Origin of the sequence: Chitinophaga sp. CF118 (genome assembly GCF_900112615.1) — a bacterium.
Taxonomy (GTDB): domain Bacteria; phylum Bacteroidota; class Bacteroidia; order Chitinophagales; family Chitinophagaceae; genus Chitinophaga.
In genome coordinates this window covers 23,027-39,551 of the sequence record NZ_FOMK01000003.1, presented here as the reverse complement: position 1 = coordinate 39,551, position 16,525 = coordinate 23,027, and the positions used below count along the sequence as shown (strand labels likewise).

7 protein-coding genes are annotated in these 16,525 nt (G+C 41.9%); all 7 read right to left on the bottom strand.

Translation table 11 applies throughout. From position 1 onward, the window contains the following. Nucleotides 1-39: 39 nt before the first annotated feature. Nucleotides 40-957: a WD40 repeat domain-containing protein gene (locus BM176_RS12485; RefSeq protein WP_090103443.1), complete on the bottom strand. Its 918-nt coding sequence runs from the start codon at nt 955-957 to the stop codon at nt 40-42. A 36-nt stretch (nt 958-993) separates the two neighbouring features. Then, the gene (locus BM176_RS12480; protein ID WP_090103442.1) at nt 994-4,944 is read right to left on the bottom strand and encodes an eCIS core domain-containing protein; all 3,951 of its coding nucleotides are present in this window, start codon (nt 4,942-4,944) and stop codon (nt 994-996) included. A gap of 152 nt (nt 4,945-5,096) precedes the next feature. Further along, nucleotides 5,097-6,584: an eCIS core domain-containing protein gene (locus BM176_RS12475; RefSeq protein WP_143097793.1), complete on the bottom strand. Its 1,488-nt coding sequence runs from the start codon at nt 6,582-6,584 to the stop codon at nt 5,097-5,099. A 25-nt stretch (nt 6,585-6,609) separates the two neighbouring features. Next, nucleotides 6,610-7,731 (bottom strand): SMI1/KNR4 family protein, encoded by a 1,122-nt coding sequence (locus tag BM176_RS12470; protein ID WP_090103438.1) that lies wholly within the window; start codon nt 7,729-7,731, stop codon nt 6,610-6,612. A 5-nt stretch (nt 7,732-7,736) separates the two neighbouring features. After that, nucleotides 7,737-11,594 carry an eCIS core domain-containing protein gene (locus tag BM176_RS12465; RefSeq protein WP_090103436.1) on the bottom strand — a complete coding sequence of 1,286 codons (3,858 nt, stop codon included), beginning with the start codon at nt 11,592-11,594 and terminating at the stop codon, nt 7,737-7,739. A gap of 4 nt (nt 11,595-11,598) precedes the next feature. Next, the gene (locus BM176_RS12460) at nt 11,599-13,359 is read right to left on the bottom strand and encodes a contractile injection system tape measure protein (protein WP_090103434.1); all 1,761 of its coding nucleotides are present in this window, start codon (nt 13,357-13,359) and stop codon (nt 11,599-11,601) included. Then, nucleotides 13,359-16,523 (bottom strand): hypothetical protein, encoded by a 3,165-nt coding sequence (locus BM176_RS12455; RefSeq protein ID WP_090103432.1) that lies wholly within the window; start codon nt 16,521-16,523, stop codon nt 13,359-13,361. The genes BM176_RS12460 and BM176_RS12455 overlap by 1 nt, the downstream gene beginning before the upstream one ends. Nucleotides 16,524-16,525 lie beyond the last annotated feature (2 nt).

Sequence of the window (16,525 nt, the reverse complement as noted above, 5' to 3'; positions counted from 1 at the left end):
TTTTCAAATCTATCGATTTTAATTACAATGAATAATGAGTTATTTTATATATTCAGAAATATCTGTGATCAACAATTTACCTCCACTGTCCCCAGAAATAAGTTGTTTACCATCCTTACTAAATACTAACGCGTTAACTCTTTTCTTATGCAACCATTCTTTAAAGACTACATCTGCATTTTTGATATTCTTTAGAAAGATATGTCCGGCAGCAGTTCCCGTTACAAAAAAACGGGAGGATGGATGAAAAGAAACAGCTGATGCTCCCCGATGCTTTTCATTCAGATGTTTCGTTAAAGCCCTTTTCATTGTCTTCAATTCCCATAAAAGATCAGTATCCGGAAAAAGGGAAATCAGAAATAAATATTGCTCCGTTTCATCTGTAACCATATGCACTCCGCGTTCAATCCCTCCCGGAAATGTTGCCGTTTGCTGACCAGAGAGAATATCAAACTTAAAGAATTTACGTTCCTCATTGCCTGTAATGATTACACTTTTATCATTGTCACAAGACACTGCTACCGATGGGAATTGGTTCTCAGCAGCCCTTTCTGGTTGTGATTTATAATCAAAATAAGAAAACAATTCTTTATATGCTTCATCCATTACTACTACCACATCGCCTGAAATCAACAATAAATCTTTACTCCGGGCATAACAAACTTTGTTTATTCCAGGCATCTGAATAGTCTTTTTAAACTTCAGGAATTTCAGATCAACAATAACTACCGTATTATTGTTTGTTGAATAAGCCAATGTATCACTATTACGGTTAAATGATACAGATACAACATATCCGCTTTCAATTCCTCCTACATATTTTCCGCTAGCTGTATCCCATATACTAAGACAAAGTTTATGACCTAAATTATCAGACTGTCCAACAGCTAGCAATTTACCATCCGGACTAATAGCCATACATTCAATCGGTTGCTTGTTTTTAAGTTCAATTTTCATACTATTTCGCATTAAATAACTGTAGTTTATGCTATACTATCTAAATAGTTCGGGCTTATCACCCGGTTTTTTACTAATCGTGAGGCCTTCCGGATCCGTCAGGACACTTGTGAATTTTTTCCCTACAGTTAACTTGTACCTGTCACCACCCAAATGGGAGTTCCATCTCGCTGTAATAACCCTCAATGTAATACCACCTCCTTTTTCTCCCAGCACCTGACTTCTTCTGGTTGCATCATCTGTATTTCTTCCCTTCAAATTCCACATTGTACTAAGGGCCGGATTATGATCAACTGAATAGTTAATTTTCATTGGGTTATAATTACTGTTTTTCTTTACAAAGTCATAAAATTCCAAATCGAAATCTATTACTGTGTCTCCATCCCTTAATTCGTAAAATTCTGCTTCAAATTTCTGTATCTTATCCAGATTTCTCCGGCACTTATCCTGAAAAGCTTTTACTCTTTTCCTTTGATAGTCTTCTCCTTTGTCACCAAACTTTAATTCATCCGCTCTGCTGCTCCAGCCATGCATATTATCATACAGATATGGTCTTATTCCTTTACTACCGGAGCCCCAGCTTGAAGGCAGTGTTCGTTCTTCAGGAATTACAGGATGATACACTTCCAGCCTATCACTTTGTTTAATCTTTTTACCATTTTCATCAGTTGTACTTTTCTTATCGAACAAATAACTGACACCCCAGAAATCCTTATCCTGATTTGTAAGTATATTGTTTACTAATATAAAGTCTTCCTGTCTATCATAGAAAACTACCCTAAATATATCCTTGCCTCTTTTAATCAATCCTCCTTCTCTCAATCCTGCGACAGGCTTTTTAGGCTTACCTTTCTTAGAACCCTTCTCTTTCCCATCATTTTTCTTCTGTACATAGTAATACTCCCAATGATCTCCACTTTCAAGTACCGTAATAGATTTAAATGGACTGTCTTTAGCATCCCGTATATCCCCAGCTACTTTTTGCGCTTCTTCTCTTTCCAGTATTCCATCTCCTGCAACTGCCTGATCCTTTTCATGCAAAGCCGCCAATCCTTTAGACAACTCATTACCTTTACGCGCTTCATCTCCATTCTTTACCTTTTCATCTCCCGCCTTCATATTTGCCGGAACATACACGGATTGTTTGTTCTTTTTACCGGCAAGACTTCCTGTTATCTTCCACCTGTCATTACCTTGTGGGATCACAATAATTCCAGGAATATTGTATTGATTTTTAATTGCTTCTATCGTTGAAGTTATCTCTGCACGGGTCATGGGTTTATGGCCTTCCAATGCTTTTACCTTCTTCATAGCTTCGGCGAAATTCTTCATTTCGTCCAGTTTTCCAGCGCCTTTATCTTTGCCTTTGCCTCCACTCTTAGGAACCGGAACGGGTTTACTTCCCGGCTTAGCAGGAGGCGGAACTTTACCACCTTTAGCCGGTTTAGCTGCACCTCCATCTACAAACTTACCTTGTTTATCTTTTTTATCCGCACCACTTTTCTTCGGTACATTATCATCCACAAGATCGGTCATGAATTTGGAACCATCAAAATTTGCATCTGTAAATTTAATATCAGGTACTTTTCCCGAACCCAATACATAATCCACATCTGCTCCTATTCCAAATTCCCCAGGCAATGGATACTCCAGTGAACCTATTGGCCATGACCACTTTTTATCCGGCAACGGAGAATACCACGGACTATCTAATTCTACAAAGAAATCTCCACTAAGACCTAGTACAGGTTGAGCGGCTATTTCCATATGTCCTTTAAAGAAGAACTCTCCTGGATCACGGTAACCGATGGTTGGCCGTGCGTCCACATATCCTTTCACGCCCGCATCTGCATTAACGCCTACTCCTGCTTTCAAATCATGCCCTAATAAAGTAATTATTGCACCACCTGCGGCTCGCAAACGTAACCCTGCATAGGCAGAAATATTCAGGGAACCTGACAGGGAAATACTCTTTGCAATATCCGGATTATTCGAATATGTTCCGCTTACTTCGATGTTATAAATTTTCGCAGGACCTATTCTCGAAATTGCAGACAAAGACACTTCAGCGAAAATACCGATCATACCTAATACGGGTATACCATAACCAGCAGTTGCACTCAGCTTGAACAGTTCTTTATCATAATTACTCTGTTCAAATAATTTAATCTCTTTAGGCGGTGCTATTTTGCCAATCACCGTTACAAAACCTTTACCATCCACGATCACATTTACACTACCTGCAAACCATTCTGTCATATTGAAAGTAAGGCTACCTATGCCCGCCATTCCGCGTGGACCTTTCCCTTCTGTCACCGCAGGCACCGCTTCCGGCATTACTGCATCTTCTGGTTTTACGCCAGCTAATTGCGTTTTCGCAAAATTATCTGCCGTCTTTTTATCTGTCATGATGAGTGTAAGAGAACCACTTAGCCTGTCGCCACTATAACCCACTACTCCTTTTACATCCAGCATACCTTCATTAAACCTGGCTGCTATTTTTCCTCCAAAGCCTTTGTAGGTGACATCGAAACCACCCTCGCCTGACATCTGACCGTCTTTCGACATATTAATATCGAAACCTGCCCGTACGATTCCTGCGACATCCATTATAGCTCCTACATGTACCGACGGCTTCAGATTTACAAACCCAATATCCATTCTGGCTTGCGCAAGGCCTCCCACTTTAACGTTTACTCCATTGAGGGTAAACTGGAAACCTGCACTATCAAATGTATTGGTACCTGGTGATGGGATACTACTCAATTCAATGCCCGTAAGCCATGAAAGCTCCCTACTATGCGCCCGCAGCCAGTTGGGAATACCGTCTGCTTTACCTCCGGCAATTGTAGCATATCCTTTAATTCCTCCCTTTATCAATTGTACAGCCAATGCGGGATTTGCTGCACTGAAAATTGGTATATTAAGCGGCAGATAGTCATTCCTCATACTTTCCAATTCTCCTTTTTCTTCACGCACCTTGATAATACCATCCCCTGCTAGTTTGCCTGCTGAAATTTTAATCTCTAGTCCTCTCTCTTTTGTTGCTTTGATTTGCTCCCGTAATTTAAATGAAGGATTAAATATACCCGACGATACATTTACTACTTCTGCAGGGATCGCGGTATGAGCACTCGCCTGGGTAAAAGAAGTAGCTGGTTTAGCAGGAGCCAGCTGTACATCAGGCGAAGCTGAGACGGCCGTCATATCCGGTTTCTTCTGCACGGCAGCACCTTGTTGTACTGTATGTGTTAATTCATGGGCCAACAGATGCCTGCCAGAACTACTGCTGGAATCATATTTCCCTTCATTGAAATAAATATCCTTACCGTGAGTAAATGCCTGTGCCTGTAAATCATTACTTAATGCCGCGGCCTCTGTGCCTGTATGAATGCGTACACCGCTAAAGTCTGCACCAATAGAAGATTCCATTGCCGATCTGGTGTCTGATGGCAATGGGGAGCCTGATCCTTTAGTACTATTAAGACGTGATTCTACACTGGGAGAGGTTTCTGTTTTTGCATCACTCCCTTCGGATTTACGTTGTATGGAATCTCCCATACTGTCAAAAATAGGTTTGCGTTGTATGGAGTTCTCCGGAGGATCTCCCATACTATCAAAAATCGGCTTACGCTGTAATTTCTCTTCACCTGCAGGTTCTTCGCTAATCTCTTCTTTCATTTGTAATGCCTGCGGCTGTACAGGCGTAACCGTTGGTGCAGGAGTTGCTGCCTTTGCCTGTACTGATGGCGACTGACTCATTCGCTGTACTACTTTATCCGCAACCTGGTCTGCCTGCTTTTCGTAATGATCATCGGGCTTCCCGATACTCAGTTTCCGTTGTACAAAAAATGGCTTTGGTTCTGTCTCTGATTCTCCAAAAAAAGAATTACTTCTTTCTTTATCGAAGAATACATTACCGTCTGACTGCTGATCCTTTTTCGGGGCAGTTCTGGCGGTACTTTTGGCATCGGTCGCTTTCATCATGGTTTCGTAGTATAGGATGGTTCTTATGAACAGGGGGTTAACAGTAATTCTACAGCACTAATGCCTGGGTAAAAGGATAACAAATATTATGATATTGTTGGCACAATAGGAATCAACTTCGTTTTCTTCTTCAGGGCTACATCATTGTTCTTCTATTTTTTTTCTTCTACGGGATCTTTCACATTATCGGTCTTCTCCTCTGTGTTCTTTAACATATCAGCCACGTAAGCTTTAAGTTCCAACTTCCAGGCTTCTACTAAAGTCGCAAATTTTTCCTGCGTAACAGGTGATTTTATGACTATTTCAGGAAACGCATGTGTTTGTACATATTCCATTAGATCTGTTCCGTGGCTACCCTCATGAAAGCCCAGCGTACCATGTCCATCCTTCTTATCCTGTTTCAGCGCTCCCCTGCCATATCCGGAAGAACTCTGCGCCGTCACACTAGCGGAATAGACCGTTTCAATCATCAGCGTCTTCTTGATGCTGGCACTTTTTACTTTCTTTGGATTACTGTTAGTATATGAAGGATAAATCAGATAAGCAATATCACCTTTTGTAATAGCGCCATTTGGTTTTACGATTTCCCCCTCTACTGCCTTTCTATCCGGCTTGATTTCAACGGAAAAACTTCCAATGGGAAATTTAGCCACTTTTGACTCTTCATCAGGTTTCACCCCTTCAGGTAAGGGAGTAGAAATATCCCGCTGTACGCTGGGTGCTGAAGTTCCCTTCTTTGACCCGGATAATTCGGGAGCTGCGCCTTGTTGTACCACATGCGTCAATTCATGTGCCAGCAGGTGTTTTCCTGTTGAAGATTCTGTATCGTATTTACCACTATTGAAATAAACATCGTTGCCGTGTGTAAAAGCCTGTGCACCCAACTCGTTACTTAGCTCTTTGGCCTTATCACCAGTATGGATGTTTACACCGCTAAAATCAGCGCCGATTGCATTACTCATTTCGTTACGCACTTCAGGAGAAAGCGTAGCACCTTTGCCGCTTTGTTCTTTCAGTTGCTGGCTAAGACCGTCAGTATTACTTTTCAGTCCACCAGGGTTTTCCTTAGCCATTAGAGGATGTTTCCCTGCTACGTCCTGCTCTTCTTTCAGTACTTCATCAGCAGCAGGTTTCTTTTCCTGTTCTTCTTTTTTCTGAATGGGTTTTTCTTCTTCCTTTTTATCTGATTTCTTCTGTACTTTTTTCTCTTCCTCTTTTTTATCAGGAGCGCTTTTCATTTGTACTTCTTCTTCATTGCCCTCCGACTTTTTCTGCACTTTCTTTTCTTCCTCCTTTTTATCCGATTTCTTCTGTACTTTTTTCTCTTCTTCTTTTTTATCAGGAGCTCCTTTCATCTGTACGTCTTCTTCATTACCCGATGACATTCTCTGTACGGTGGATATTTCTTTCTTCTGTACAGGAGTGCCTGTCGCAGTTTGTTTATTCACTACCTTGCTGGCAACAGCATCTGCTTCCCGCTCATAACTATCCCCCGGCTGGCCGATTGACAATTTCGGTTGAAAGAAAGCATCATCCTTTTTCTGAACAGCTTTCTGATGAGGGGTAAAAAACGGGGTTTCTTTGTTCTCCGCGTTTTCGGGGTTACGATGTCTCCGATAGCGACGACTACTCGATTTCATATGTAACATTTTGGGGGTAAAACAATCAGTACGTCAGATTTAGATTTCCACTTTCATTTACTTCATACTCATTTCCAATTAATCTTGTATCATAATCATCCAGGTAATCTAAAAAGGAATCGTAACCGGATGCCATAGGTCCTTCTTCAACATAATGAATGATTACCTGTCCTACAACACCTCTGGGTCCGGGAGCCATATCAATACAAACCCTGTCGCCCTGACTGCTGAAGGCGATAGGAACCCACTTCTCATGCCACCACTGTGTCTGTAAACGATCGTCTTTATTAATCTTTTTCAAGGCTTTTTTGAATTCACCTTTGTTATTCAGGTTATTCAACCCTTTCATGTGATCGATTATCTGCTCTTCATCCAGCATAATATAATCGTCTATTACAATCTTCTCATATTGAATATCAAAAGATGCCTTAAAGTCTGGCGACAACTTAAATTTCAGTTTCTTTTCCAGTTCATCCCCTGTATTGTTCTCTGATTTTGAGGACAATACTTTTTCCAGCAACTTCGCTCCTATCACTTTATTTTCTTTGTACCAGGCCGATATTCTGTTCCAGTAATTCAAAAACGCAGTATGAGCAATTTCTGAAGGTTCACGTGCTGGATCTCTGTAAGAAATATTTGATCTTACCACTAATTTGTGTCTTAGCTCAGGCAGATACTGTTCCAGTTCGTCTGCTTCTTTTTCAAATAGCGGAATCAGTCGCATCAATCTCCCCTTTTCATCCTCTTCATCAAGCCATTGCGTTTCACCTAACACTTTCTCAGTTATCATTACGGCATTCATGTTATCAAAGGGAGGTAATGATACTGACCTGTAAATCTTTCCGGGAACGATTTCTTTTTCCTTTTCCAGCCGGTCGAATATAGTATGATATACAGCACCTATTCCATTTACTGTTTCATCTGATACCTTATCATGAATCTCAGTAAATAATTCTATGCTGTGTTCTTTTTTATGAGAAATAGCAGACAGTCCAAGTGAAGTAACTGCACTATCAGGAAGATCCTCTTCCGGATCCGGATAAGCAACGGCCAGATCGAATGCAATTTTATTATCGTCTGATTTTAACTGGATTAAGGTATCCGGTTTATCAAACAATTCTTCATATGCCTTATGTAGTTTTTTCATAGAATTTATTTTTTATAGTATAACGGATGTGAGGTCTTCCACCACATCTCATGGCTTTTTTCTTTCTTTGAGGGCACCTTGTACCTTGGGGCAGAACCTCCACTTGCATTGGATACATCCTTGTCTTCCATACCATGGTAATTTCTTGTTTGCTTATTCCATGCCTCGTTATCCGCTTTCGTTTGCTTGTGTCCTATTCTGTTCCAATGTCCTGAAGCTCCATCGCCCGCGTGTCCAAGGATACAATCAGCAAATTTAACTTCTTTTCTCTTATATGAAGGATCACCTTTTGCGTTCTGTTTTGTCTTTGCGCACTCATATCTTGCCCTGCCGGAAGTAAGATAAGCCATATTGTTTTCCAGTCCGGGCTTCCATCCAAACCGTGCTTCCCTGATTATACTCTTCCTTAATATTGGCAAGGCGAAAGCATCTGTCTTTTTAAATTTAATTGTATATCCATAGTTATCACGGTTCCTGTCACTAACCTCCCGTACACCTTTTTCAAGTAAATTCTTGTCAAAACTAAGGAGTTTATAGGGATCTTTATCACCCGCACTGGAAGCATAGAAGAATAAGATCTTGGCCTCTTTCCACTCTGCTATCCTGGTGTCCATTGTTCTGGACTTGAATTTATGCTTCTTTACAAGGAATTGCTTCAGATCACCTGGTGTAAACGTCTTTCCTTTAAAATTACTTTTAGACAGCTCCAGCGGATCTTTATTATCCTTTTTCGGACCCGTTTTCCTTGCAGCCTGGATATAATCAAAATCCCAGGTACTTCCTCCATCAATGACTTTGATCGATTTAAAGATAGGATGTTTTGCTTTAACAGTTGCAGCCACTACTACCGCCTCTTCTTTTTCAATCGCCTTATTATCATCCAGGTACTTACTATCTTCTTTATCAATCGCTTTCAGACCAGCATCCAGTAATTTATCCTTGTCCTTATCTTTACCTTTCTTATTCTTATCCTTCTCATCTCCCGGTTTCATATTGGCCGGTACATACACTGATTGCTTATTCTTTTTACCGGCAAGACTACCCGTCACTTTCCATTTGTTGGTATCCTTGGGTATCACATTGATTCCAGGTACATTGTATTGCTTCTTAATTGCATCTACAGTAGAATTGATCTCTTCACGGGACATCGGTTTATGCCCTTCCAATGCTTTTATTTTCTTCATAGCATCGGCGAAATTCTTCATTTCGTCAGGCTTCACTTTATCCTTGCCTTTATCTTTATCCTTGCCTTTACCACCACCTTTTCCAGGAGCTGCAGCTTTAGCAGGTTTAGCTCCCGGTTTAGCAGGAGGCGGAGGAACTTTACCTCCACCGGCAGGTTTAGCTGCGCCTCCATCTACAAACTTACCTTGTTTATCTTTTTTATCTGCACCACTTTTCTTCGGTACATTATCATCCACAAGATCGGTCATGAATTTGGAACCATCAAAATTTGCATCTGTAAATTTAATATCAGGTACTTTTCCTGAACCCAATACATAATCCACATCTGCTCCTATTCCAAATTCTCCCGGTAATGGATATTCCAATGAACCTATCGGCCAAGGCCATCTTTTATCCGGTAAAGGAGAATACCACGGACTGTCTAATTCTACAAAGAATTCTCCGCTAAGACCCAGCACTGGTTGTGCTGCTATCTCCATATGTCCTTTAAAGAAGAACTCTCCGGGATCACGATAACCGATCGTTGGCCGCGCATCAATATATCCTTTCACACCTGCATCTGCATTTACTGCTACACCTGCTTTCAGATCATGCCCCAATATCGTAAGTACTGCACCACCGGCAGCACGCAAACGTAACCCTGCATAAGCAGAAATATTGAGGGAACCTGACAGGGAAATACTCTTTGCAATATCGGGGTTATTAGAATAAGTTCCTTCTATTACGATGTTATAAATTGTTGCTGGTCCTATCCGGGCGATGGCTGACAAAGATACTTCGGCGAATACTCCAATAGTACCCAGCACTGGTATACCATACCCGGCAGTTGCACTCAGTTTAAACAGCTCCTTATCATAAGGCTTTTGTTCAAATAATTTAATCTCTTTTGGCGGTGCTATTTTGCCAATCACCGTTACAAAACCTTTACCATCAACGATCACGTTTACACTACCTGCAAACCATTCTGTCATATTGAAAGTAAGGCTACCTACGCCCGCCATTCCCCGCGGACCTTTTCCTTCTGGCTCAGGCACCGCTTCCGGCATGACTGCATCTTCCGGTTGCACACCAGCTAATTGTGTTTTCGCAAAATTATCCGCAGTCTTTTTATCTGTCATGATGAGTGTAAGAGAACCACTTAACCTGTCGCCATTATAACCCACTACTCCTTTTACATCCATTAAACCTTTAATAAACCTGGCTATAATATTTCCTCCAAAGCCCTTGTAGGTGATAGCGAAACCACCTTCTCCCGACATCTCTCCGTCTTTCGACATATTAATATCAAAACCCGCCTGTACGATTCCTGCAACATCCATTTTAGCTCCTACGTGTACCGCCGGTTGCAGATTTACAAACCCAATATCCATTGTTGCTTCCGCAAGACCACCTACTCTAACCTTTACTCCATTGAGCGTAAACTGGAAACCTGCGCTATCAAATGTATTGGTACCTGGTGATGGAATACTGCTCAAATCAATACCCGTAAGCCATGAAAGCTCCCTACTATGCGCCCGTAGCCAGTTGGGAATACCATCAGCTTTACCTCCGGCAATTGTAGCATACCCCTGGATTCCTCCTTTTATAATTTGCACAGCCAATACGGGATTTGCTGCACTGAAAATTGGTATGTTAAGTGGCAGATAGGCATTTCTCATACTTTCCAACTCTCCCTTTTCTTCACGCACCTTGATAATACCTTCTCCTGCAATTTTACCTGCTTTAATTTTTATCTCCAGTCCCCTGTGTTTCGTTGCCTTAATAGCTTCCCGCAAATTGAATGATGGATTAAATGTTCCGGAGGATACATTCACCACTTCTCCGGGAATTGCTGTTGAGGTAGTAGCAGGATTAAAAGAAGTAGCCGGTTTAGCAGCTGCCAACTGTACATCAGGTTTCTTTTGAACAGCAGCTCCCTGCTGTACTGTATGCGTTAATTCATGGGCCAACAGATGCCTGCCGCTACTGCTTTCGGAATCATATTTTCCTTCATTGAAATAAATATCATTGCCGTGAGTAAATGCCTGTGCCTGCAAATCATTACTCAGTGATGCTGCCTCTGTACCTGTATGAATACGTACACTGCTAAAGTCTGCACCTATAGAAGACTCCATTGCAGATCTGGTATCTGATGGTAATGGAGAGCCTGATCCTTTAGTACTGTTAAGACGTGATTCTACATTAGGAGAAGTTTCAGTCTTTGCATCACTACCTTCGGGTTTACGTTGTATGGAACTTTCCGCAGAATCTCCCATACTGTCAAAAATAGGTTTGCGTTGTATGGAGTCGTCCGGAGGATCTCCCATACTATCAAAAATAGGCTTGCGCTGTAACTTCTCTTCACCTGCAGGCTCTTCACTAATCTCTTCTTTCATTTGTATTGCCTGCGGTTCTACAGGGGTAACCGTTGGTGTGGGAGTTGCTGCCTTTGCCTGTATTGATGGCGACTGACTCATTCGCTGTACTACTTTATCCGCAACCTGGTCTGCCTGCTTTTCGTAATGATCATCAGGTTTTCCGATTGTTAATTTACGTTGTACAAAAAATGGTTTGGGGGCGACTTCCGATTCACCAAAAAAAGAGTCACTACCCTCTTTATTAAAGAAGGAATTACCTGCTGGCTGCTTCTGTTGCGGCGCAGTCCTGGCGGTACTTTTGGTATCGGTCGCTTTCATCATAAGTTTAAATCCAAACAGTTTTTATAAACCAGGGCATCCACGATAATCCTACCACACTAAAACCCCACGGCAAACGGTTTAATAACATATCATATGACTGCTGCGTTACATACAGCTGCCATTCCTCTTCTTTCCATTCCAGTTTTCCTTCCCGCATCAGGAAGCTACCTCTCAAGCCATCCGGTGTAGTACTGCCCAATGCACTCCAGTGGGAGATTACCGATAACAGTAATTCATCCGCTTCTGTTTTTTCTGTTGCCGTAAGCAGAACATTCCGCTTTACTGGTTGTGAAGGCAGAATACCACAGAGCAATTTGGGTAATACCAAATCGTATTCCGGTATCTCATCTTCACCACTGGCGAGGTAACCCAGTAGTTGTACTGCTTTATTTAAAGCCGCATCATCTTTGAAATGATTTTCTTCACGTAATCCCAGGGCATCGAATAAAATACCCAGATAAGGATGCAGGAGTATTAATCCGGCATTATTGATATACAATACTGTTCCTTCCGCAGGTGGTTTCCGCTCTTCTTCAATTTCTTCAACATCTTCATCAGCGGATGCCGTATTGTTTATGTTTTCTGTTTTTTCTGTCCCAGATGTTGTATTATCTTTCCCTGTTACTGGTGCTTCTTTAACTTCTCCTCCATTAAGTGTTTTACTTTCCTTCTCTGACTGTTTAGCTTTTGTTTCCGGTGATGTACCGGCAGGTAAAAAATTATCCCCCCCGTCGGGTAGTACCATGGGTTTCGAAGGATCGACTGACTTAACAATTACATCATCAATTTCAGAGGATGATTGTTTAAATTCATTATAAGAGGCCTTAACGGCTAGTTCCTGCTTCAATACTACAAGATCAGAAGTATATTGATCTGCGAGCTTTAAGGTGGCTTGCTGTAACAATGGCGATGCTTCCATTACTGTTGATGGCATCTCCTGTAAAAGATGCAACCAGTATTTAACAGGCAGCCCTGGAAACGATAACCGTATAACTTCTTTCAGAAAAAAAGCATGATCTGATTGTCTGGCTGATACTACTTCCTTAATCAGCCACACTGTTATTGTATGATGAAAGTCTGTTCTGGCGGGAAATAGCGGGATCGTGACCAACTGTTGCAATCCAATACGTTCTATCGTTTTTAATAACTGCGGATGATAAACAACCGTTTCCAATTCCGTTACAAGTTGCAACAGTGGCTGATATACGCTGGCACTATAAGCCAGCAACCAGTTTTGTACAAACTCCGGTGAGAACTGTAATACCAGGCGTTTCACTGCATCGGGAGTGCTTAACAATAATTCCTGACATAACCGGCAAGCTTGCGTTTCTGCAGATAATGTTTCAAGGATGCCGGTTTCCCACTCCTGCCGTTGCCACCTGATAGCGGCATGCGGCAGTACTCCGTGTTCCAGAAAATATAACCAGCTTTCAAAATAGCCTTGTCCTACTGGAACCCGCTCCATACCTTCTTCAAGATAAGCCTCCTGCCGGATGCCCGGATAACGCTTACGCAGCCACTCAATTATCAGGTGAGGTAGTTCTTTCTCAAGGGTTTCCAGGCTACAGGAACCAAGGTCTATTTCAAGCTTGTCTATCTGTAACAAAACTCCGGGATCAGTCCAGCTATCAAGCAATTCCGCCAGTAAGGGAAGCAATTCCGTTGTGCAACGGCTACTCAGCCGGCTCTGTAGCGAAAACGCTTCCTGCCGGGAAGGCAATTGCACTTCCAGTAAAAGTTTCCCTATGGCGTGCTGCTGTTCCATTATGCGATCATAGCTTTATATACTGCGACTGTTTTCTTATTCTGATCAGTAGTGATATCGTCTGCAATCCATACTGTGTTCCAGAATGCCAGACCTTCCTTCTGTGAGGTAATAGTGTTGGCTGCACTTAAGACCAGCTTTTTGGCGGCTGACTGTACCTTTTCTGGAGAAGCAGCTATTTCTTTATCTACAAAATAAGCAGTGGCATATACCAGGAGTTTGATAACCTGTAACTTCTGTACCACTTTTAATTTCGAGAAGCCTGTTTGCAGAGTATTGATCAATGTTCCATAATCTCCTTCTCCTGCTAAGAAGGCTTTAGTATCTGCAAATTTAGCATCTGATGCTAACGAATCATCTTCATTACCCAGGGCATCAACCCCACCGATATAAGCTTCTGTACGTTTGTCCGAAGTAGTGCTCTTTGATTTTCTTGCTGCATTATCTGTCGTGATACTTGGGACAGGCGTAGTATTCCTTGTTGTGATTTTCAGAGCATCTGTAGAATCGGTACATTTTTCGAATAAATAATTTAATGTGTAAATACCGGTGAATGGTTGCACAATGGTGAGAATGGCGTTTTTCTTATCGGCCTTCCACACTACTTTGTATTCAGACGGATCTACTTCCTCATCTACATCACCATTAAACATCAGGCGGAAACTACCTCCATATGGGGATATCTCTAACGGTAACAGCATTGGATTGGCTGTATTCCACTCCGTTTCAGGTTTACCACCGCTGGTTAATGTGACTTTATCTTTCTGCGGACAAATAGTCACCTTGTCGTGATATTTGCTGTCCATTCCATCACGGGAGGCGGTTAATATAATGGTGTATTCAACGCCCTTTTCAAACAACAGATCGAATTTTGTAGGTTTGGTGAGATTATCCGAATCCTGTTGACCAATCTGTACACCATTATAGTCCAGCAACTGCCAGTGGTAAGTAGATGCACGAATTGATTCATTTGTGAGTGTAACAGTATATCCTTTATTATCAGCAAGCGGTTCCAGATCTTCTACAATAAAATAAGCAACAGGTGGTAATTCCTGGAATGTTATGTTTATAGATGGCTGTCCGGAGCAACAGATATACGGTAAACAGAAATCAGCTACCACTTCATAATTCTGTAATTCCTCGACCAAACTCTTTGCCTCTGCGATCTTCTCTTCATCATTACTGAGCACGAGATTTACCAGCAAAGCCTTTTTATCTTCTGAAATCGAATTGATATTTAATTTTGAACATACCAGTACCAACGTACCGCCACGGGGTACTCCACCGTTGTGTTCCAGTCCGGGATGATTTTTTGCAAACCGGTGAAATAACAATCCATCTAATAGTTCTGCTTTACGACGTGTATATTCATGGCATACTGCATACAAAGAAGTAAGATGAGCACGACAACAGGTTTTATCTTCATCCTCACAAGCCGCACTGGAACAGAATTTCTCTATAACCTTATCCAGGACTACCGGTTCAGGACCAAACAGCAATACCAGATCCTCAAACATGGCTCCAATTTCATTGCGATCAAATCCGCCTTTGAAAATTCTATCTTCAAAATCATCAGAGCAGGTATGGCCACAGCGGATATCGTTCACAATCTTTTCAAGGATCACCGACAGATCACTGAAGCTGGAAGATCTTTCTTTGATCAGATCACTCATATCACTGTCAGTTCCCAGGTACACGATCCGCACATCAAACGGAAGATGTAATTCCGAACGGAGTTTAACTATCGCGTCCTGTGTAAATTGTATAGAACTTCCAATATGCCCTTTGATACGATAAAAGGTATAACCGTCTATGTTAGACAAAAAGTATTTTCTATCCTGATCATCTGTAATACCCGGAATACTGAAAGTGCGGTTATTACGGGTAAGACCGGCATTCCATATGCGGGATAATGCTGCTGGATCTTTATAGTAAAAAGGAATTGCCCTTTCGGCCAGCTCTTTATTGATACCTGCATCCGGCGTCAGTTTCACGTTGAAGCTCAGCATCCCTGTGGGGTCTGCAAATCTTGTATTTGAAGCAAGATAAACCATACGCTTCATGAGTAACAATGGTTTTTCAAGCGCATTGATGCTAAGGTCTGCAAAGGGAGGACGATAAAGTCCCATCCGATAATCTACTGTGGCCTTCGTCTGCCCTATAGTGGTGCGGATACTGCCTAAAGCAATATAACCACGGAAACGGTCTTTTTCAGGGATGGAAGAAAGGAGGCTGAAAACATCTGTTGTGACAAACTCCTGGTAGGTAGATATCAGATCCCTGTAGTAATCATACAACCAGGGAAGTAACCGTTCGTCTGAAAGGTGTGTACGTAATGATTGCAGATTGGCAGTCAGATTTACAAAAGGGTTATCTGTGAGTGACAGTTTCTCTTTTACAAGATTGAATATCTGATTATATGCATTGCCGATACTTAGTTCTGCGGCTGCACACACTTCATTGAAGCCAGCACTCAGAGTATGCAGGTTTGTAAAACGATCAAATGAGATATGAGTTCCTGCAGTATCATTCAGATAACCAAAACGCTGCATCACTGGATCATTGCTGCCCGCATTTGAAGTATCGCCGGCAAACCAGGCGTCCAGTTCTGCTTGTGTGAAAGCATTTTTATCTATTAGTGCGGCTTCTACTTCCAGCACCTTTTTACTTTCATTATTCTCATACCCATACAGGCAGGATGCTTCTGTAGATTCATCACTACGAACTGCCAGGATCAGCAGGTATTGAGTTGTGTCCGGTACTCGTCCCGGATTAGTAGGATCTGTGCCGGTAATATGATATACAAAATCTGCATGATTCTCATTACCGGTACTGAGCGCCATCACTGTTACGGTACGGTTGAGAAGTGTTACTTCCACATCTTTTCCCTGTTCAGTTTTGCTGATACCATTATAAATGATTTCCTTTTCCAGTGAGAAAAGTTGTCCGTCGGAAGTAACGGCAGTTCCAGGCAACAGCCTTAATGTGCCGGCAGTAGCATTCCAGTCAATAGTAAGACCGTAAAAGATTCCGGAACCTTCCAGGTATACCCGTGTGTCCTGTTCTTCCAATGCGGCAAAATCAACAATGCCCGTCAGGCTACTGCTCTTCAACTGCTGCCCCTTTTTAAAAAGTGGATAAGGGGTAGGATTATTTATTATCATTA

Bases quoted from the DNA above. Each gene is read 5' to 3' on its own strand.
- BM176_RS12460 (WP_090103434.1), bottom strand. From the start codon at position 13,359: ATGGAACAGCAGCACGCCATAGGGAAACTTTTACTGGAAGTGCAATTG.
- BM176_RS12475 (WP_143097793.1), bottom strand. From the start codon at position 6,584: ATGAAATCGAGTAGTCGTCGCTATCGGAGACATCGTAACCCCGAAAAC.
- BM176_RS12485 (WP_090103443.1), bottom strand. From the start codon at position 957: ATGAAAATTGAACTTAAAAACAAGCAACCGATTGAATGTATGGCTATT.
- BM176_RS12465 (WP_090103436.1), bottom strand. From the start codon at position 11,594: ATGATGAAAGCGACCGATACCAAAAGTACCGCCAGGACTGCGCCGCAA.
- BM176_RS12480 (WP_090103442.1), bottom strand. From the start codon at position 4,944: ATGATGAAAGCGACCGATGCCAAAAGTACCGCCAGAACTGCCCCGAAA.
- BM176_RS12470 (WP_090103438.1), bottom strand. From the start codon at position 7,731: ATGAAAAAACTACATAAGGCATATGAAGAATTGTTTGATAAACCGGAT.
- BM176_RS12455 (WP_090103432.1), bottom strand. From the start codon at position 16,523: ATGATAATAAATAATCCTACCCCTTATCCACTTTTTAAAAAGGGGCAG.